Origin of the sequence: Citrobacter sp. Cpo074 (assembly GCF_030332745.1) — a bacterium.
Classification (GTDB): Bacteria; Pseudomonadota; Gammaproteobacteria; order Enterobacterales; family Enterobacteriaceae; genus Citrobacter; species Citrobacter portucalensis.
Genome location: NZ_JAOWHG010000027.1, coordinates 1,352,464 through 1,373,121, shown reverse-complemented (window position 1 = coordinate 1,373,121; position 20,658 = coordinate 1,352,464). Strand labels below are relative to the sequence as shown.

Genomic DNA, 20,658 nt, shown 5'->3' with positions numbered 1-20,658 from the left:
GTTTGTAGGCCGGATAAGGCGTGAGCCGCATCCGGCGCTGAACATTAAAACAGAGCCGACAGACGTTGCAGCAGCAGCGTAGCGCTGTAGTAGTCGAGACGGAAGGTTTCCGTACCCAGGGCGTAAACGCGTTTATTCTGCACGGCTGGCAGATGCGCCAGAAGCGGATTGGCGTAAATAGCGTCGGCATCTTTGCTGTCGCCAGCAAACAGGAACAGCGCTTCGCCGTTCAGGCCTGCCGCCAGGTTCTCACCGCCAAGCTGGATGATATCGTGGCGTTTGCCCTGACTCTGGCTGGTGTGCAAGTTGGCAGGCAGCGTTGCCAGCGTGAACCCTAACTGCTCCATCAGCTTGCCTTGCGCTGACTCAGGCGTCCACAGGTTGGCGCTGTGCGCCGCGGCGGTATATACCAGCGCGCTGACCGGCTGTGGTGGCAGGGTAATATGTTGCTTAACCGCCTGAAGTTGCTTATCAAACTCGGCAATTCGCGCAGCTGCCTGTTGCTCCTGACCGGTAATTTCACCTAACTGGGTCAGCAGCGACTGCCAGCTTTTATCGTCGTAATTAATGATGAGCGTTGGCGCAATGGTGGACAGCTGATCGTATAGCGCGAGGGCAGAATCTCCCCCAGTAGCGCTTACCAGAATCAGATCCGGCATTTGAGCTGCGACGGCTTCGGCGCTCGGTTCGCCGATATACAGGCGGCTCAGTTTGCGTTCTTTTGCTACTTCGCTCCACTGACGTAAAAAGCCCTGCGCATCGCCGATGCGATTGTTCGGCGTAGTGGCACCGCTGGCAATGACCGGGGCATCAATCGCCAGCAGCGAGCCGGTGAGGGTCACGCTGGTGGACACAATTCGCTGCGGCTTATGCTCAAGCGTATGCGTGCCGCGGCTGTCAGTAACCTGACGCGGCCAGTCGGCGGCGTGACCTGAAGAAATTCCTGAAAGAGATAAACCTGCCAGTAAGAGCACGGTGCGGCAAAAAGAGGGGAGACTCACGAATTGGCTTCCTGTTATCAGTATGGGTAATGCTTCTCATTTTCATTGTTAGCGAGCAAGGATGCAAGCCAAAGTCGCACATTGTGCTACCACAAGAGTTGACATACCGCCGCTTTACTTTTAGGTTAGCGACCGAAAATATAAATGATAATCATTATTAGAGCCTTTATCATTTTTGGAGGATGATATGGATACGTCACTGGCCGAGGAAAAAACGCAGACTATGCCGACGCTCGCTCCCGACAGTTTTTTCTTTATGTCGCCGTACCGTAGTTTTACGACGTCAGGATGCTTCGCCCGCTATGCGGAACCGGCAATTGATGGCGATTCGCCAGACAGCCCTTTCCAACAGAAAATGAACGCACTGTTTGCTGATGCCAAATCGCAGGGCATCGCGAACCCTGTCATGGTCGGGGCGATTCCCTTTGATACCCGCCAGCCATCATCGCTGTTTATTCCCCAATCATGGCAGAGCTTCTCTCGTACGGCGAAGCAGCAATCATCACGTTACTTTACCGCGCATCAGTCGCTGAACGTCGTTGAACGTAAATCGATCCCGGAACAGGACTTTTTTGAAGATATGGTCGCCCGGGCGGCTGCGCTGACGTCCACTCCGGAAGTCGACAAAGTGGTGTTGTCACGCCTGATCGATATCACCGCCGATGCCAACATTGACAGCGGTGCGCTGCTGGAGCGTCTGGTGGCGCAAAATCCAGCGAGCTACAACTTCCATGTGCCGATTGAAGACGGCGGCGTATTGATTGGTGCCAGTCCGGAACTGCTACTGCGCAAAGAAGGCGATCGTTTCAGTTCTCTGCCGCTGGCTGGCTCTGCACGTCGTCAGCCTGATGATGTGCTGGATCGCGAAGCAGGGATCCGCCTGCTGGCGTCTGAGAAGGACCGCCATGAGCACGAACTGGTGACGCAGGCGATGAAAACGGTATTGCGCGATCGCAGCCGTGAACTGCAACTGCCTTCTTCTCCGCAGTTGGTTACCACGCCGACGCTCTGGCACCTCGGCACGCCTTTTGAAGGTAAAGCCAACCCGCAGGAAAACGCCCTGACGCTGGCGTGCCTGCTGCATCCGACGCCTGCGCTAAGCGGCTTCCCACATCAGGTTGCGCGCAAGCTTATCGCCGAGCTGGAGCCGTTCGATCGCGAATTGTTCGGCGGTATTGTCGGCTGGTGTGATGCCGAAGGTAACGGTGAGTGGGTGGTGACGATCCGCTGCGCGAAGCTGCTGCGCAATCAGGTACGTTTCTTTGCCGGGGCAGGAATTGTTCCAGCCTCTTCCCCGGTTGCGGAATGGCGTGAAACGGGGGCCAAGCTCTCCACGATGTTGAATGTTTTTGGACTGCATTAAGAGCCTTGTGGACTGGCTTTAAGGAGCAATAATGAGTATTCCTTTCACCCGCTGGCCGGAAGAGTTTGCCCGCAGGTATCGTGAAAAAGGTTACTGGCAGGATTTGCCGCTGACCGACATTCTGACCCGTCACGCCGACAGCGACCATACGGCGATTATTGATGGTGAATGCCATCTGAGCTATCGCCAGCTGAATCAGGTCGCTGACAATCTTGCCTGCAGTTTGCGTTGCCAGGGGATCAAACCCGGCGAAACCGCGCTGGTACAACTGGGCAATGTGGCTGAGCTGTATATCACCTTCTTTGCGCTGCTCAAGCTGGGCGTAGCTCCAGTGCTGGCGCTGTTCAGCCATCAGCGTAACGAACTCAACGCCTACGCCAAACAGATTGAGCCGGCACTGCTGATTGCCGATCGCCAGCATACGCTGTTTAGCGGCGACGATTTTCTTAACGCTTTTGTGGCTGAACACAATTCAGTGCGCGTGGTGTTACTGCGCAACGATGAAGGTGAACACAATCTGCAAACGGCGATAAACCAGCCTGCGACAGATTTTTCCGCCACGCCATCGCCTGCTGATGAGGTGGCGTACTTCCAGCTTTCTGGCGGGACGACCGGGACGCCAAAGCTGATTCCTCGCACTCATAACGATTACTACTACAGCGTGCGTCGCAGCAATGAGATTTGCCGCTTCACCGGGGAAACGCGTTATTTATGCGCAATCCCGGCGGCGCATAACTACGCCATGAGTTCGCCAGGCGCGCTGGGCGTATTCCTGGCTGGCGGCACCGTGGTGCTGGCGGCTGACCCGAGTGCCACTCTGTGTTTCCCGCTGATTGAACAGCATCAGGTTAACGTCACGGCGCTGGTGCCACCTGCAGTGAGCCTGTGGTTGCAGGCGATTGTGGAGTGGGGCAGTAATGCGCAACTGGCTTCGCTGAAACTGCTTCAGGTCGGTGGCGCGAGACTTTCCGCCGCGCTTGCGACACGTATTCCAGCCGAGATTGGCTGTCAGTTGCAGCAGGTCTTCGGCATGGCGGAAGGGCTGGTGAACTATACCCGTCTGGACGACAGTCCTGAGCGCATCATCAATACCCAGGGTCGCCCGATGTGTCCCGATGATGAAGTTTGGGTAGCAGACGCTGACGGCAACCCTTTAGCCCAGGGAGAGACCGGACGCCTGATGACGCGTGGTCCGTACACCTTCCGCGGTTATTTCAAAAGTCCTGAGCATAATGCCAGCGCCTTTGACGCCAACGGCTTTTACTGTTCCGGCGATCTGATCGCTATCGATCCGGATGGTTACATCACCGTTCAGGGGCGTGAAAAGGATCAGATCAATCGCGGCGGGGAGAAGATCGCCGCTGAAGAGATTGAAAACCTGCTGCTGCGCCATCCAATGGTGATCCATGCCGCGCTGGTCAGTATGGAAGACGAACTGATGGGTGAGAAAAGCTGTGCCTGGCTGGTGGTGAAAGAGCCGCTGCGCGCGGTGCAGGTGCGCCGTTTTCTACGCGAACAGGGCATAGCGGAATTCAAATTACCCGATCGTGTTGAGTGCGTTGAGTCATTACCGCTGACTCCAGTGGGGAAGGTAGATAAAAAACAATTACGTCAGTGGCTGGCATCACGTTCACTGGCCTGAAGGAGAAATAGAAATGGCAATTCCTAAACTGCAGGCTTATGCGCTACCAACGGCGCTCGATGTTCCGGTGAACAAAGTCGACTGGGCATTTGACCCTGAACGCGCCGCGCTGCTGATCCACGACATGCAGGATTATTTTATCGGCTTTTGGGGCGATAACTGCCCGATGATGGAGCAGGTCGTCGCGAACATCGCCGCGCTGCGCCAGTACTGCAAAGAGCATAACATTCCGGTGTATTACACCGCTCAGCCGAAAGAACAGAGTGATGAAGACCGCGCTCTGCTCAATGATATGTGGGGACCGGGCCTGACGCGTTCCCCGGAACAACAAAAGATCGTTGAGGCGCTGGCGCCGGATGAAGCGGATACCATTCTGGTGAAATGGCGTTATAGCGCATTTCATCGTTCCCCGCTGGAACAGATGCTCAAGGAAACCGGGCGTAATCAACTGATCATTACCGGGGTGTATGCGCATATCGGCTGTATGACCACCGCAACGGACGCCTTCATGCGTGATATCAAGCCGTTTATGGTTGCCGATGCGCTGGCGGACTTTAGCCGTGACGAACACCTGATGTCGCTGAAATACGTGGCGGGACGTTCCGGGCGTGTGGTAATGACCCAGGAATTATTGCCGACACCGGTCCCGACCAGTAAAGATGCGTTGCGCAGCGTTATTCTGCCGTTGCTGGATGAGTCTGAAGAGCCGATGGATGATGAAAACCTGATCGACTACGGGCTGGATTCCGTGCGCATGATGGCGCTGGCGGCGCGCTGGCGTAAGGTTCATGGTGACATTGATTTCGTGATGCTGGCGAAAAAACCGACCATTGACGCATGGTGGGCACTGCTCTCCCGTGAGGTGAAGTAATGGCTGGATTTGATTTTGCCGGGAAAACCGTCTGGGTAACCGGCGCGGGTAAAGGGATTGGCTACACCACGGCGTTGGCATTTGCGAATGCTGGCGCTGAGGTGACAGGATTCGATCGCGAATTTCCTCAGGATAACTACCCGTTTGCGACCGAAGTGCTGGATGTGGCGAATGCCGGACAGGTAGCTGAAGTGTGCCAGCGCGTCCTCAAAGCGCGCGAGCGTTTAGATGTGTTGGTCAATGCCGCAGGTATTTTGCGTATGGGGGCCACCGATGCGCTGAGCGCAGAGGAGTGGCAGCAGACGTTTGCGGTTAACGTTGGTGGGGCGTTCAATCTGTTTCAGCAGACGATGGCGCAGTTTCGTCGCCAGCAGGGCGGGGCGATCGTGACCGTCGCGTCGGATGCGGCGCACACGCCGCGTATCGGCATGAGTGCTTACGGCGCGTCAAAAGCCGCGTTGAAAAGTCTGGCGCTGACCGTCGGACTTGAACTGGCGGGCAGCGGTGTGCGCTGTAATGTGGTGTCGCCAGGCTCGACCGACACCGATATGCAGCGCACGCTGTGGGTTAGCGATGACGCGGAGCAACAGCGCATTCGTGGATTTGGCGAGCAGTTTAAACTCGGGATTCCGCTGGGGAAAATCGCCCGGCCGCAAGAGATCACCAACACTATTTTATTCCTCGCTTCCGATCTGGCCAGCCACATTACGTTACAGGATATCGTGGTGGACGGCGGTTCCACGCTGGGGGCATGACGATGATCTGGAAGCGTCATTTAACGCTGGATGAACTCAATGCCACCAGTCAGAACACGATGGTGGCGCATTTAGGCATAGTCTATACCCGGCTGTGTGATGATGTGCTGGAAGCCGAAATGCCAGTGGATAGCCGTACGCATCAGCCATTTGGCCTGCTGCACGGCGGCGCATCCGCGGCCCTGGCGGAAACGCTGGGTTCAATGGCGGGTTATCTGATGACCCGCGACGGGCAGTGCGTGGTGGGGACGGAACTCAACGCCACGCATCATCGGGCGGTATCGCAAGGGAAAGTGCGCGGCGTTTGCCAGCCGCTGCACCTTGGGCGTCAAAATCAAAGCTGGGAAATCGTCATCTTTGATGAGCAGGGACGACGCTGCTGCACCTGCCGTTTAGGCACTGCGGTGATGGGGTGAAGATAAGCGCGTCGTTTAGACGCGCTTCGTGACACCAGTTACCAGCTATAGCGCAGATTAAAACTCCCGTTGAGATCGCGGTAGTCGTTATTACCTTTCTGACCCGCCGCCTGGACGCTGACGTTCCACTGGCTATTGAGATTCGCCTGAATTCCCACTTTTAGCTCGCTGCGATCGGCAGGAAGATCCTGTTTTACCGTTGCGTTATCAAATGATACGGCCAGATCGTCGGTGGAGTGTAGCCAGTTAATCTCTGCGAATGGCCGGACGGTTGCATCGACGAATGAAAGCTGGCTATCAATTCGCAGACCAAGACGTGTGGTCCAGCTATCGCCATTTTGCCCGTCTATGCGTGTACCATTTGTCTCAACGCTATCTGCCTCGTAGCGTTGCCAGATAACCTGCGCCTGTGGCGTCAGGCTTACTGTGTTAGCGCTGCTCAAGTTAATGTTGTAGCGGTAACCGCTTTCCAGCGAAATCGCGTGAGCCAGGGAGTCGTAATGCGTTGAACCGGCATTGCCATTCTCGACGCTGTTATTGTAGAAGCCATACTGATACCACGTATCAACATACCAGCCGCGATGTTGCCGGGCATCAGAGAACCAGGTGGCATACGCGCCAAGATTGTAACCGTCGATATCGCCTGTGGCTGTAAACTGACTGCCATCCGCGCCACGATTTCCGGTGCTGTCGGTACTGCCGTCAAGGTAACTGGCCATCAGGCCAAACGTGATGCTTTGTTGTTCATCGCGCCAGATAGCAATATCGCTGCCAAGCTGAAACTGGGTGTAATCGCTGTCCATGTCGATATTGCCGTTGACAGCTGATGTGTCCGTTTTTCCGCCTTTAATTCGCGCCCAGACGCTTCCTTCGGCCGAGCGGTACTGGCTCCCTTCACGATCGAACAGCGTTTGCATCTGCAGGTTACGCGCCAGCCATTGGTTGCCCAAATAGGCGCCGATGTCGGCGCGATATTGTGGATTCGATGGGGTTACGTCGCTGCCGCTGTCGTCAGGATCAACCGGTGTGACGTCGCTGCCGCCGTCATCAGGATCAACCGGTGTCACGTCGCTGCCGCCATCGTCAGGATCAACTGGCGTCACGTCGCTGCCGCCGTCGTCAGGGTCGACAGGTGTCACGTCGCTGCCGCCGTCATCAGGATCAACTGGCGTCACGTCGCTGCCGCCATCGTCAGGATCGATCGGAGTGACGTCATCATCCGGGTCATCAGGCGTTTCTGCTTTGGAACGCAAATACCAGCTTTCGTTATCTTCATACAGACGATACTCATACAGCCCGATTTGAATCTGATTGCCAAGAGAAAATGCGTCATCCGATGATATCCCTCCGACGTCGACAATCTCGATACCTTGATCGGTATATGCACCCACGCCATCCACATTATTGATGTAGAGCGTGGTGCTGCCGTTAACATTACCCGAGACAATGAGCTGGTCGGTTGGTGAATTATCATCGCCTAAACTGGCGTTAAGTGAGAGCTGACCGCCGTTGCCCGTGTAGTCGCCGTTGATGATTAACGCATTCCCGGGAGTCGGACTACTGCTGCGGATTACACCTTGATTGGTTACGTTACCATTAACGATAAACTGGCTATCTGGCGTTGTACGATCACCAAAGCTTAGCAGGCCGACGTTGTTCACAGCACCGTTGATTACCCCGTTACCGCCGAGAGTGGCTCCAGCTTCAACATCGATGCTCTGCTTGCTCCCTTCAGAGCCAATAGCGCCAGAACTAGTCAACCACAGCGTTCCCTGCTGAATGTCTGTGATTCCGCTCCAGGTATTCTTTGCGGTAAGGGTGAGCGTGCCGTCTCCTTTTTTGGTCAGACTTTTACCGTCCCATCCCGTGGTGGCGTTGGGTGAGGTATCTGCCAGCAACCCATTGACGGTAAATGTCTGGCCCGCGTTCAGGGTGAACGTACCGTGTGCAGGCGTAGAGACCGCGGCGGAGTCTCCGGCGTACCAACTGAGCCCCACGCCCAATTCATATTGGGTATTATCAAGGGCATTAACCTGACCAGAAATCGCGATATAGTCGGGCAGGGTATCCGGATCGGTTGAGATCGAAGCGAAATCGCTCACGATTGCGGAGTTGGCATCAATTAGCGTAACCGTGTCGATGTCTGCCAGTTGATTGTCTGAGGTCAGCGCGTTGAGATCCAGCGCATTACCCGAATTGCTGATGTGTAGATCGCCGCCAGGATTAACCTGTCCGCCGGTAATTAGCGGGTTAGCAGACTGACTGGCCAGCGCCGCGGCGCTTAAATCGACGCTGAGAATACTGCTTTCTTTCAGCGTGACCTCGTCAGCATGCACGGTGCTGTAAGTTCCGGCTGTGTGGTCTGCCGCCAGCTCAAGGGTTCCTGCGTTGGTCAGCGTCGTGAGCGTGGAATCATCGGTAACCCGCCACTGGCTCTGCTCGGCAAGGTTAAGATTGAGGATTGAATCAATCCCCTGAGCGTTGAAGCTTTCATTAACCGAGGTTGCTCCGGCGAAATAAGAACCCGCGTCCATATTGAGGTTGATATATCCCCAGCCGCTGTTAACGATGTCGCCGGTTATGGTCATTTTTCCTGAGCCACTTACCGTCCCGCCAGGTAGAACATTCCCGCCCGAGGAAACTTTCGGGTTCCAGATGGCAACGCCGCCGTCGGCGATGATGGTGGTATCGCCCGTCAGATTCACGATACCGCCTTCTTGCACCACCACGCCGTAACCACTGCCGTTAGCGCCGGTCATATCAATGGTCAGATTCTCACCATTGATGATGCCTGCATGGGTAAAATCCCCATCGCCGATGGCCCAAAGACCGTAAGGATTTTTACCGCTCATGATGATATCCGTATTGGATATATTGATCGTCGCGCCACTGTATTGGGCTGATGCGCCATAGCCGTTAACCGCGTAGATAGTGTTTCGCTGCTCTGCGGAACCGTTGAAATTTATGGTTGTCGGTGCGCTGTAAGGGGTGTTGGCCACAATACCGTTGGTCGTGTGGCCTGTGGAATTTCTTCCATCAATGCTGCTGCCTTCACCAATGTTGGAGACGGCGGCATGCATGCTGCTCATTAGTGTAAGAGCGGTGGACTGCGCGGTCGTGACGGTCAGATTTCTGGCATTGAATTCACTGTATCCTCGGCCGGTCAGGTAAATTGTTGATGCAGTCCCGTTTGCGCTAATGGCGCTGTCTGACCCTAAATCAACCACGCCGCCTTCTATTCGAAGCCCTTCCGTCTTCTGGCCGGTGACGTCAATGGTGAGGTGGTTGGCCTTTACTGTTCCGATGGCATCATCTTTACTGGTTGCCGAATAATCCTCAACAATCATCCCGTATCCTTCGGAGAAACCGTGCACGGTGATGGTGGAATCATTGCCAAAATCCACGTTGCCGCTGATGTCCGCGCCTGTACCGTTTGCGAGCTCGTTAGAGGTTGTGGAAAGGGTGATATCAAGGTTATCTGCCGTAAAATAACTTTGTGAACCAGAAACAAGTCCATATGCCGTACCTCCAGGCGTTGAGAGCGTAATTGCGCTGTTCTTGCCCAGATTAATTTGGCTGTATTGCCCCTCCTGGATACCATAAATCGTGGTGCCTGTTCCTGTCTCTGATACGGTGAAATCAATGTTCAGCCCGTTCGCGTTAACCTGGGTGTTTTTTCCAAGATAGAGCGCGCTGCCGCCGGCTGTGCCGCTGGTTAATTCTATGCGGCTGTCATCCCCAAAATTGAGCGTGGTACCATTTGCCCAGTATGTGTCGATACCTACAGCCTTACCGGTTGCATCGGTGTTAACCTGGATTAATCCAGCGTTCATGGTTAACGTATTATTGTCGTCATAGAAATAGACACCCGTCGCATTACCATTTTGGGATTCGGTGATAATTTTACTCTTGTTGCCGAAGTTCAGCGTGGTGTTTTCTGTATGAACGTTAATTCCGTAAGCATCTTTTTTACTGATGGTGTTAATTGATATATTCTCGGCGTCTATATTTGTGCCTGGACTGGTGTTGTTAATATAAAGACCTGTGGTTGATGCTGCTTTCGCCGTTCCTGTGTCTGTAACGTTAATCTGTGTACCGGTACCTAAATTATTATTGGCGCTGTTATCAAGTTTTACCCCAATAGAACCACTATCACCGGTAACGTTAATGGTGGTTTTACCATTAATCTGTACGCCTTGCCCCCCTGAGGACAGACTTTCGATACCCGTGGTTCCATCGACAGATGTCACGGTATCGCCATCATTTAAGTTGATGGTTTCACCGCTAAGCGGGCCGTAGTCGCTGGCATGAACGCAATTTGCCATTAATCCAACTGCCGATAACACCAGGCATGCGACGGTTGCGCGAACCCGTTGATCGCCCTGCGAGAGTTCTGACGTCACCACAAACATATTTCTCGCGATATTCCAGACGATGCGATAGCATTTATTCATAATTTATATCCTTATACGGCCATCCTGAACAACCTGGCGCTGAAAAATTCTGCTGAATTAATTTTTTTTATGTGGGGTATTTTGTCATTAAAACTGGTGCTGCAGGTATATTCTTTGTTTTGAAATTGGTGATTAAGGTGAAATAAAGCACTTACTGCATACAAAATCAGGATGGTCTGAATCTCTAAGAGCAATAACTGTTAAGCTGAGAAATTCAGGTTAATATTGTTAATTAATATCCTTATTAATAATAAAAATATTAAGTGGCACGCTCAGCATCATGCTGAGAGGAGAATTGGATATAACATAGAGGTGTTGGCACATACTGCGCAATTTTTTCAGTTGTCTCTGCGTTGATAGTGATCAAGTTAACAATACAATGTAAAAAATCAGTGATACTTCGGGTTTGCATGGTTGTCAGGTTGTTAAATTCAGAAAAGATGTTATAGAAACAAAATGTAACATCTCTCTGGATCGGACAACGGATAACAACTATGAACAAATCAGGGAAGTACCTCGTCTGGACAGTGCTCTCCGTTATGGGAGCATTTGCCCTCGGCTATATCGCATTAAATCGTGGTGAACAGATCAACGCGTTGTGGATAGTCGTGGCGTCGGTCTGTGTCTACCTTATCGCTTACCGTTTCTACGGCCTGTACATCGCGAAAAATGTACTGGCGCTTGACCCGACGCGTATGACGCCAGCCGTGCGCCATAACGACGGTCTGGATTATGTTCCCACCGATAAAAAAGTGCTGTTTGGTCACCATTTTGCGGCGATTGCCGGAGCGGGTCCGTTAGTTGGACCGGTGCTGGCGGCGCAAATGGGCTATCTGCCGGGGATGATCTGGCTGCTCGCCGGGGTGGTACTGGCGGGTGCGGTGCAGGACTTCATGGTGCTGTTTGTTTCTACCCGTCGCGATGGTCGTTCCCTTGGCGAACTGGTGAAAGAAGAGATGGGCCCAACGGCGGGCGTTATTGCGCTGGTGGCCTGTTTTATGATCATGGTGATTATTCTCGCAGTACTGGCGATGATCGTCGTGAAAGCGCTGACCCACAGTCCGTGGGGAACCTACACCGTAGCGTTCACCATCCCGCTGGCGATCTTCATGGGGATTTACCTGCGCTATCTGCGCCCGGGCCGCATTGGCGAAGTGTCGGTCATCGGTCTGGTGTTCCTGGTGTTTGCCATTATTTCCGGCGGCTGGGTGGCTGAAAGCCCGACCTGGGCACCGTACTTTGACTTTACCGGCGTACAGCTGACGTGGATGCTGGTGGGCTACGGTTTTGTTGCCGCCGTCCTGCCTGTGTGGCTGCTGCTGGCCCCGCGTGATTACCTCTCTACCTTCCTGAAAATCGGCACCATTGTTGGTCTGGCGGTAGGGATTCTGATCATGCGTCCGACGCTGACCATGCCTGCGCTGACCAAGTTTGTTGACGGTACTGGCCCGGTCTGGACCGGTAACTTGTTCCCGTTCCTGTTTATTACCATTGCCTGTGGTGCGGTTTCTGGCTTCCATGCGCTGATCTCCTCCGGAACCACGCCGAAGATGCTGGCGAATGAAGGGCAGGCCTGCTTTATCGGCTACGGCGGAATGCTGATGGAATCCTTTGTCGCCATTATGGCGCTGGTTTCCGCGTGCATCATCGATCCGGGCGTGTACTTTGCGATGAACAGCCCGATGGCGGTGCTGGCTCCTGCGGGCACGGTTGACGTAGTGGCTTCTGCGGCACAGGTAGTCAGCAGTTGGGGCTTTGCCATTACGCCAGACACCCTGCATCAAATCGCCAATGAAGTGGGTGAGCAATCCATCATCTCCCGCGCAGGTGGTGCGCCGACGCTGGCCGTCGGGATGGCGTACATTCTGCACGGCGCGCTGGGTGGCATGATGGATGTGGCGTTCTGGTATCACTTCGCCATTCTGTTTGAAGCATTGTTTATTCTGACGGCGGTAGATGCCGGTACACGCGCCGCGCGCTTTATGCTGCAGGACTTGCTGGGCGTGGTATCACCGAGCCTGAAACGTACCGATTCGCTGCCTGCAAACCTGCTGGCTACAGCGCTGTGCGTGCTGGCCTGGGGTTACTTCTTACACCAGGGCGTGGTGGATCCTCTGGGTGGTATTAATACCCTGTGGCCGCTGTTTGGTATCGCTAACCAGATGCTGGCCGGTATGGCGTTGATGCTCTGTGCTGTGGTGCTGTTCAAGATGAAACGCCAGCGCTACGCGTGGGTGGCACTGGTCCCAACCGCCTGGCTGCTGATTTGTACCCTGACCGCTGGCTGGCAGAAAGCGTTTAGCCCGGATGCGAAAATCGGCTTCCTGGCTATCGCCAACAAGTTCCAGGCGATGATCGACAGCGGTAACATTCCGGCGCAGTACACCCAGTCGCAGCTGACGCAACTGGTGTTTAACAACCGCCTGGATGCGGGTCTCACCATCTTCTTCATGGTCGTCGTTGTGGTGCTGGGTCTGTTCTCCATCAAAACTGCGCTGGCAGCATTGAAAGAGGACAAACCAACTTCGAAAGAGACACCGTACGAGCCAATGCCTGAGAATGTTGAAGAGATCGTGGCGCAGGCGAAAGGCGCGCACTAATATTCTCTTAACCAACCAGCCCTCTCCTGAACGGGGAGGGCGTTTGTACGACAGGGAAACACTATGTTTGAAACACTCGCCAAAGCCGGGAAGTATTTAGGTCAAACCGCCCGATTAATGATAGGTGTGCCGGATTACGACAATTATGTTGAACATATGCGCGTCACGCATCCGGACCAGACGCCAATGACCTACGAAGAATTTTTCCGCGAGCGCCAGGATGCGCGATATGGCGGGAAAGGTGGCGCGAAGTGCTGTTGATTTTTTGCCGGATGGTGCTGACGCTTATCCGGCCTACAACATCGTATTGGCGTAATTTGTCGTCGTAGGCCTGATAAGGCGAAGCCGCCATCAGGCAACCCGCACCATAATCACACCGTAAACGACTCCACCTTTTCGAATGCTGCGCGCAGTGTCTCCGGCTTTAACGTTACCGGCAGGGCGTGAATGGACTCCACCGGGCGCAGAGTGTGCGCAATCACTTTGTCGATTTCGGCGCGGTTATTGATGTCCACTTCCAGTTGAGCTAATCGGGTTGGCAGGTTGAATCGCTGATAAGCGGTAATTAACTGCGCCAACACGTCATCTTGTCCCAGCAGCGCGCTCTGCACCAGGATGCCGTACGCCACTTTGGTGCCGTGTAAAAACTTCTCGGTTTGTGGGAGGACGGTCAGGCCATTGTGAACAGAATGCGCCGCCGCCACGCGTGTGTAGCGCTCACCCAGACCACCAACCATGCCGCCTCCGGCAATAATCGCATCCACCACATCGCAAAACGTGCGGCTTAGCGTGCCTTGTTGTTTGTCTGCCAGCGCCTGCTCGCTGCTTTCCAGCAGGACGTCGCGGATGGTCTGCGCGGCTTGAATACCCAGACGTACTGTCAATGGCAGTGTTTCCGGCTGAGGTGCGAGCACGACGGCTTCATACCACTTTGCCAGCGTGTCGCCGATCCCCGCCAGTAAGTATTCTTCTGGCGCATTGAGAACGATCTCGGGTTCGACCAGCACGAGGAAGTTCGCGTCAGGGAAAATTTCGAAATGTAGTGCCTGGCCCGCATCGTTATACCAGACAGAGAGCGGCGTCCAGGCAGCGCAGGTCGCCGCGATAGTAGGAATACCGACAAACGGCAGATCCAGACGACGGGCCAACGCTTTAGCGGTGTCGAGTAATGTACCGCCACCCACGCCAATCACCACACTGCGATCCTCTCCCGACTCTTTTGCCAGTTGAGCAACATCGGTTTCGCTGCAATGTCCCGTAAACAGCAGGCGTTTAGCCTCGGCAAGATGAAAAGCCTCTGGCAGGTAAGGGCGGGCCGCTTCGATGGCGCGTTCACCATAAACCCACACGGCGCGTGAAAGTTGGTCGGCAGTGAAAAAATCGTTCAGTCTCGACAGGCTGCCAGGATGGGAAAAATAGTTGGCTGGGCCGGTGACGACGCGAATTTCGGTATTACTCATGTTGTGTTGTCCTTTTGGCTGTCCTGTCCAGGCAGGTTATTTTTATATAGACGTCTGAACGTCTTGATTGCCAAATACTAGCATCGTGCTATAGTGGCTTCAACCACAACATCACACGCTGGGATAACAATAATGAGTAATAACCCGCTGATTCCGCAAAGCAAACTGCCTAATCTGGGCACCACTATCTTCACGCAAATGAGTGCGCTGGCGCAGCAGCATCAGGCCATTAACCTCTCGCAGGGGTTTCCTGATTTTGACGGTCCACTCTTTTTGCAAGAGCGTCTGGCGTATCACGTCGCGCATGGCGCAAACCAGTATGCGCCGATGACCGGCGTGCAGCCGCTGCGCGAAGCCATCGCGGATAAAACGGCAGACCTGTACGGCTATAAACCTGACGCGAATAGTGAAGTGACTATCACGGCGGGGGCAACGGAAGCATTGTATGCCGCGATCACTGCGCTGGTGCGCCCTGGTGATGAGGTGATTTGTTTTGACCCGAGCTACGACAGCTATGCGCCTGCGGTTGAATTATCCGGCGGTGTGGTTAAACGTATCGCCCTGCAACCACCGGCTTTTCGCGTCGACTGGCAGGCGTTTGGTGCCTTACTCAGCGACCGTACCCGCTTGGTTATCCTGAACACGCCACATAACCCTTCAGCCACTGTGTGGCATCACGCCGATTTTGACGCGCTGTGGCAGGCGATTAAAGAACGCGAGATCTTTGTCATCAGCGACGAAGTTTATGAGCATATCTGTTTCGCCAAACAGGGGCATGCCAGCGTGCTGGCACATTCAGAGCTGCGGGAACGCGCTGTTGCTGTTTCATCGTTTGGTAAGACCTACCATATGACTGGCTGGAAGGTCGGATACTGCGTTGCGCCAGCCGCCATTAGCGCTGAGCTACGAAAAGTTCACCAGTATCTGACGTTTTCCGTCAACACGCCGGCTCAGCTCGCACTGGCGGATATGCTACGAGAAGATCCGGCACACTATCGCGAACTGCCCGCGTTTTATCAGAAAAAACGCGACGTGTTAGTGAACGCGCTGCGTGACAGCCGACTGGAAATTCTGCCGTGTGAAGGCACATACTTTTTACTGGTCGATTACAGCGCCGTTTCCTCGCTTAACGACGTGGAGTTTTGCCAGTGGCTGACCACTGAAGTGGGCGTTGCGGCAATTCCGCTGTCGGTGTTCTGCGCCGATCCTTTCCCGCATAAACTGATTCGCCTCTGTTTTGCCAAGCAAGAATCGACGCTGTTAGCGGCAGCCGAGCGTCTGGTTTCGTTGTAGCTATTTCACAGTCCAGGCTTTGGAGAATCGACGGTCAGCAAACAACGCTTGCAGGCCGTTGATTTGCTTCAGGCGTAACACCTCGTCGCTGTCCATACCAAGATCCTTGCCAATTCTTTCTTCACTCCATCCCAGTTGCGATAGCTCGCGGACAATCTCGGACATGGCGTGGATTTGATGACGCCCGCGGGCGCGGTTGTGGCGAATGGTTGCCGCCATACGCTCATGGCGTTCGCGTTCTAAACAGGCAACCGGCAGATATCCTTTCAGCCTGGGCCTTAGAGAGGCTTTGGCTTTACCTAACTCGTGGCGGTGGAAACCGTCGACAATTTCGTACTCTTCAGCCGTTGAGTGAACCACTACAATGGGCTGCGTAAACCCGTCAGCTTCGAGGGACTTCAGCAGCAGCTTTTTCTCCGGTGGCGCAACGTTATTGGGGTTGTAGTCATTGGGTGAAATATGATCATTTTTAACCCAAAGAACGCAATCTACGGGCTCCTCGCGAAAGGGACTGACGCTGTGTATTGCCTTTCTGAATTCATTTATGGCTTCAATTCTCTCTGGTTCTGATAAACCAGAAAGAAAGCCGAGGAGTTCCTGAGTTAATCGCTGTTGCATAAGAGTCCCCATTCCTGGCGTTTTGTTTTCATGCGCTCATTGTAGCGTTGATAGTTTTTGGGTTTCGTTGGACTAAATGAGAGAGCCCGGCACCAATAGTCGTTATTCAGCAGGACCTTACAGATACGCCGCCATGACGGAATATCCACTGAACCAATATCTCTTTCCTGGGTTTGTGGGATATTCTCCATGCCTTTTTTCTTATACCACTGTAAATAGACGGCGATTTTATTGCGGTAATGTTCGGCGGTCGTTTCCGGCATACTCTTCAATAACAGCATGGCGTATTCCTGCCAGCTTAAATGTTCGGGTTTTAATATTTTGCGGTGACCGTAAAAATGGTTGTCCTGACCAGCATATATCCCGCCACTTTTTACCCCGCTGACGCGGGAGCACATCATTGCCCAGCGTTCAGGCTCAATAACATGGTAAAGCCACAGCCCCTGGCGTTGTTCTGGTCCAAAGGGTTCGCAGATACGCATGTATCGCGTGGGAACCCCCGCCTGATACATCAGGTTGTACAGGGGATTACACGGGAGCATTGACTTCGCAAACCACGTCCAGATGTCAGCAGTTTTCCAGTCATAAATCGGATAAATATACCAGGTATGCCCGCCAGGGGCGCTGGTGGTCCAGGGTTTGTCATCGGCAAAACGCTGTTTTTTCGAGTTCGCAATGGCGACGAAACGATTATATGACTCATCGGCGCGTATCCCGACCATCATGGCGGCCGGTCGTTTCTGCGAAAATCATTCAGCGAACTCACGAACAAATTGCTCGAAAGTCATACCGGGTTGATAGAAAGAGAAAAACTCGGGATCGGTAATGGCATCTGCGGGCGGTTGGCGCACCCATTGAGTACCCGGTTCCCAGCATTGCCATTCAGGCTGAAATTGTGACAGTGAATTTTGTGTCGTCAGCGGCAATGCAACCCAATAAAATTCTTCGATGACATCGGAATAATTCTCGCGTAGCGCCTGGACATAGTCGATAGTGCAGGAAAACTGAGCCTCCCAGTCGATAAATAAGACGTTTATTTTTTTCTGTAACTGGCGGGCAATGGCGGCGGTCAGATGTAACATCAACCCCGAATCTTTACCTCCAGAGAAAGAAACGCAGACACGCGGTAGAGTCTCAAGCGTCCAGGTAATGCGTTCCTGTGCTGCTTGCAGAACATTTTTATCCAACGGTATTTTATAAACAGACATATCAAATCCATATCGAATTTTTATTATTTGCAGCCATAATAAATGTCCGTAATAAGATAGGCTTTTTCTTGCGACATGCAATATTTAAATATATTCATTATTTGCATGCTATTTTGTTATTGTATATTTTATATGAATTATAATGTGCTTTTAATCATGTTATCCTTAACTATCCAAGGATAGTTTGCTTATGTATTCTGCGAAGGCTTTGTTATTCAATGATGCCCGGTTATACATTATGAATAATTTTACTTTTGGTAATTCAAAATCGGTTTTAATTTCTTTAAATTTCAATGCTGGCTGATAAATTTCATAAATTTGTCTGGGGATTACACCAATAATATCCGTACTGGCGATAACGTTAGCAATCGAGAGTAAGGAGTCGCTACTAAAACCTACTTTATGGAATGCCATCGATTCGCTTGCACGGGAACGATAATCTTTAATGCCCTGATCTTCAGAGGAAAAATATGTAAATTGCTCTTGTTGAATTTGTTCGAGTGTGCTCGTTTCATTTATTCTGGGATGGTTGCCACTGCACACTAAAACACAGTCAATAGTCTTGAAATGAGTACATACAATAGAACGATTGTGAACTGGCGTTGTTGTAATCACCAGATCGGCTTTACGATAGGCAAGGATGTTTTCGGCCGTTTCTGCTGACATTAATATATCATGATGCTCAATTTCAATATCTGAATTTTCTCTGAGGCTATTAATTAAAGATGTCACATTCAGGTTGGTTGTAATTTGTGGACTGTAGATGACGAATTTATTTTTCAGGCTGGAACCGTGCATGATATTGATGGTTTGTTCCAGATTATTGAGATTTTTTTCAAGGTGAAGATGAAGGTTTACCCCTGTGACCGTAGGCGTAATGCCTTTGCCTGAGCGAATAAACAAGGGGTCGTTAAACTGTGTACGCAGTCGCTGTAATGACTGGCTGACGGCTGAAGGGGTGATATACAGTGTTGCCGCAGCTTTACTGATGCTCAAATGTTGATAAATACATTCAAAAATTACCAACAGGTTAAGATCGAATTTTTTGAGGTCATAGAGGTTAGCCATGCATACCTTCCTGTGATGGTAATGTATAGGATAATTCAATTGTTGAATAATTTAAATTCTAATCATTCTTAGAATTTATGTTTATGGCTTAATGAATAATTAACTTAAACTAAAATAACACAGATTGCTTGATGGTTACGATAAAAATACATTTTAAAGAGTGATTGAAATGAGAACCATAACAATCACTCATTCTGTTACCTTTATTTATTTCCCATAATAATATTTAATTTATCTTTATCGGGTAATCCCACTTCCTGTTGTAACGTATCGTCTTTGCTCATGTAGTAGATCGCGGGCGTCACATTAGCACCTAAATCATCCATGAGTTTTTGGTTGATATTCAGTACTTTCATCTGTTCTGGATGGACAGACGTGGGTATTTCCAGCTTCATTCTCCCGCCGGATGCTTCATAGTCATGCCAGGTTTTGGCCGGATCTTTGGATGCCAGGATTGCAGCAGCGGTTGCCGGGCTTTCGGGCTTGATCACGCCAACCAGCAGCGTACGCAGCTGAACTTTACCGGAATCTACCCATGGGCGCGCCTGCTGCCAGAACTGTTTACAATAAGGACAGAAGGGATCGGCAAACACGTAAACGATGACCGGGGCTTCTTTTTTCCCGTCCAGAATCCACGACGCTTTTTCCATTCGCTGCCACATCTCACGTCCGGCAGGGGCATAGATCTCTTTTTCTATGAGCGCATTACTGAGGTTTTCGCCTTTTTCATTATACATGTAGCCGGAGATGGCATGTTTACCGTCAGGCGTGACATAGATAGTGACCCCCATGTCCTGGTATTTTCCCAGATAGCCTTTCATTCCACCCGGTGCGTCGAAGGGCTTCAGGATGGTAATTCCCTGTTTCTCAATGGCTTTAACAGGGGCAGGGAGCTCCTCTGCGTGCACGATAGCGGGGAGAAGAGTTAAGAGTAAGGTGCGTTTAAACATTGATTTTCCTTATAAAATCAGCAGGAAAGTGGGCTTAATTGCAAAACCTATCACAGCCATAGGTAAGATCGACGGTCTGTCGATTGCCCTTTCTTTAGTTGGGTGATGTAATCCCCATCGCTGTTACGACCTTTGTTAAGGTAATGTAGAGCGCAACACATAGCCAGCCCTGCTGGCACTGACGTTACCTGCGGGTAGCTCGGGTAATGAGGCTCCCTGCAAAGGGGGCCTTTTTTACTTTTATCTTTAGGTTCACAACATAAGTTTGAGTGGGTTGTTAGTTAACGCTTATTGATTTGATAAAGGAAACGCATTAGCCCTGCGAAGAGATTTTCGTTAACTTATCTCTCAACGAAAACACGGAGGAAGTACAGATGTCTTTGATTAATACCAAAATTAAACCTTTCAAAAACCAGGCGTTCAAAAACGGTGAGTTCATCGAAGTAACCGAGAAAGATACCGAAGGTCGCTGGAGCGTCTTCTTCTTCTACCCGGCTGACTTTACTTTCGTATGCCCGACCGAGCTGGGCGATGTGGCTGACCACTATGAAGAACTGCAGAAACTGGGCGTAGATGTGTATTCCGTGTCTACCGACACCCACTTCACCCACAAAGCATGGCACAGCAGCTCTGAAACCATCGCGAAAATCAAATACGCGATGATCGGCGACCCGACTGGCGCCCTGACCCGTAACTTCGACAACATGCGTGAAGATGAAGGTCTGGCTGACCGCGCAACCTTCGTTGTTGACCCGCAGGGTATCATCCAGGCAATCGAAGTTACCGCTGAAGGTATCGGCCGTGATGCGTCTGACCTGCTGCGTAAAATCAAAGCAGCACAGTACGTCGCTTCCCACCCAGGTGAAGTTTGCCCGGCAAAATGGAAAGAAGGTGAAGCAACCTTAGCGCCATCTCTGGACCTGGTTGGTAAAATCTAAGTCGCATAGTTTGTAGGCCGG

15 protein-coding genes and 1 pseudogene are annotated in these 20,658 nt (G+C 52.1%); 9 read left to right on the top strand and 7 right to left on the bottom strand.

Features of this window, described 5'->3' with window-relative positions:
* Positions 1 to 44: 44 nt before the first annotated feature.
* Positions 45 to 1,001: a Fe2+-enterobactin ABC transporter substrate-binding protein gene (fepB, locus tag OGX83_RS11270; protein ID WP_079934792.1), complete on the bottom strand. Its 957-nt coding sequence runs from the start codon at positions 999 to 1,001 to the stop codon at positions 45 to 47.
* A 187-nt stretch (positions 1,002 to 1,188) separates the two neighbouring features.
* On the opposite strand from fepB, the gene entC reads away from it, so the two are divergent.
* The 5 genes from entC to entH are packed head-to-tail and all read left to right on the top strand — an operon-like array spanning position 1,189 to position 6,048.
* Positions 1,189 to 2,364, top strand: a complete 1,176-nt coding sequence (entC, locus tag OGX83_RS11265) for an isochorismate synthase EntC (protein ID WP_048235908.1) — start codon at positions 1,189 to 1,191, stop codon at positions 2,362 to 2,364.
* Positions 2,365 to 2,395: 31 nt separating this feature from the next.
* On the top strand, positions 2,396 to 4,006 hold the full coding sequence (gene entE, locus OGX83_RS11260) for a (2,3-dihydroxybenzoyl)adenylate synthase EntE (RefSeq protein WP_286588038.1): 1,611 nt from the start codon (positions 2,396 to 2,398) through the stop codon (positions 4,004 to 4,006).
* Between the two features lie 13 nt (positions 4,007 to 4,019).
* Positions 4,020 to 4,877 carry an isochorismatase gene (locus OGX83_RS11255; protein WP_003831197.1) on the top strand — a complete coding sequence of 286 codons (858 nt, stop codon included), beginning with the start codon at positions 4,020 to 4,022 and terminating at the stop codon, positions 4,875 to 4,877.
* Positions 4,877 to 5,632, top strand: coding sequence for a 2,3-dihydro-2,3-dihydroxybenzoate dehydrogenase EntA (gene entA / locus OGX83_RS11250; RefSeq protein ID WP_137377145.1), 756 nt, complete (start codon positions 4,877 to 4,879; stop codon positions 5,630 to 5,632). The genes OGX83_RS11255 and entA overlap by 1 nt, the downstream gene beginning before the upstream one ends.
* Positions 5,633 to 5,634: 2 nt before the next feature.
* On the top strand, positions 5,635 to 6,048 hold the full coding sequence (entH, locus tag OGX83_RS11245; protein ID WP_286574469.1) for a proofreading thioesterase EntH: 414 nt from the start codon (positions 5,635 to 5,637) through the stop codon (positions 6,046 to 6,048).
* A 38-nt stretch (positions 6,049 to 6,086) separates the two neighbouring features.
* On the opposite strand, the gene OGX83_RS11240 is transcribed toward entH, so the two are convergent.
* Complete coding sequence (locus OGX83_RS11240; RefSeq protein ID WP_286588036.1) at positions 6,087 to 10,502, bottom strand: autotransporter outer membrane beta-barrel domain-containing protein; 4,416 nt, start codon at positions 10,500 to 10,502, stop codon at positions 6,087 to 6,089.
* A 494-nt stretch (positions 10,503 to 10,996) separates the two neighbouring features.
* Between OGX83_RS11240 and cstA the strand changes: the two genes are divergently transcribed.
* A complete protein-coding gene (cstA, locus tag OGX83_RS11235; protein ID WP_008784063.1) occupies positions 10,997 to 13,102 on the top strand; it encodes a pyruvate/proton symporter CstA in 2,106 nt (701 codons plus the stop codon).
* Positions 13,103 to 13,165: 63 nt separating this feature from the next.
* On the top strand, positions 13,166 to 13,363 hold the full coding sequence (locus OGX83_RS11230) for a YbdD/YjiX family protein (RefSeq protein ID WP_003022064.1): 198 nt from the start codon (positions 13,166 to 13,168) through the stop codon (positions 13,361 to 13,363).
* Positions 13,364 to 13,473: 110 nt separating this feature from the next.
* Here the strand turns inward: OGX83_RS11230 and OGX83_RS11225 are convergent, their stop codons facing one another.
* A complete protein-coding gene (locus OGX83_RS11225; protein WP_267445195.1) occupies positions 13,474 to 14,562 on the bottom strand; it encodes an oxidoreductase in 1,089 nt (362 codons plus the stop codon).
* 132 nt (positions 14,563 to 14,694) lie between these two features.
* Between OGX83_RS11225 and OGX83_RS11220 the strand changes: the two genes are divergently transcribed.
* The gene (locus OGX83_RS11220) at positions 14,695 to 15,855 is read left to right on the top strand and encodes a pyridoxal phosphate-dependent aminotransferase (protein ID WP_128611424.1); all 1,161 of its coding nucleotides are present in this window, start codon (positions 14,695 to 14,697) and stop codon (positions 15,853 to 15,855) included.
* On the opposite strand, the gene OGX83_RS11215 is transcribed toward OGX83_RS11220, so the two are convergent.
* From OGX83_RS11215 to dsbG, 4 genes and pseudogenes are all read right to left on the bottom strand, one after another.
* Positions 15,856 to 16,473: an IbrB-like domain-containing protein gene (locus OGX83_RS11215; protein ID WP_032942666.1), complete on the bottom strand. Its 618-nt coding sequence runs from the start codon at positions 16,471 to 16,473 to the stop codon at positions 15,856 to 15,858.
* Positions 16,458 to 17,681: pseudogene (locus OGX83_RS11210) on the bottom strand (phosphoadenosine phosphosulfate reductase). The gene OGX83_RS11215 and the pseudogene OGX83_RS11210 overlap by 16 nt, the downstream one beginning before the upstream one ends.
* 165 nt (positions 17,682 to 17,846) lie before the next feature.
* A complete protein-coding gene (gene citR, locus OGX83_RS11205; protein ID WP_167820329.1) occupies positions 17,847 to 18,749 on the bottom strand; it encodes a DNA-binding transcriptional repressor CitR in 903 nt (300 codons plus the stop codon).
* A gap of 203 nt (positions 18,750 to 18,952) precedes the next feature.
* Positions 18,953 to 19,699, bottom strand: coding sequence for a thiol:disulfide interchange protein DsbG (gene dsbG / locus OGX83_RS11200; RefSeq protein WP_208744566.1), 747 nt, complete (start codon positions 19,697 to 19,699; stop codon positions 18,953 to 18,955).
* A 374-nt stretch (positions 19,700 to 20,073) separates the two neighbouring features.
* Here dsbG and ahpC point away from each other — a divergent pair, with 374 nt between their 5' ends.
* A complete protein-coding gene (ahpC, locus tag OGX83_RS11195; RefSeq protein WP_002894394.1) occupies positions 20,074 to 20,637 on the top strand; it encodes an alkyl hydroperoxide reductase subunit C in 564 nt (187 codons plus the stop codon).
* The last annotated feature ends 21 nt before the right edge of the window (positions 20,638 to 20,658 follow it).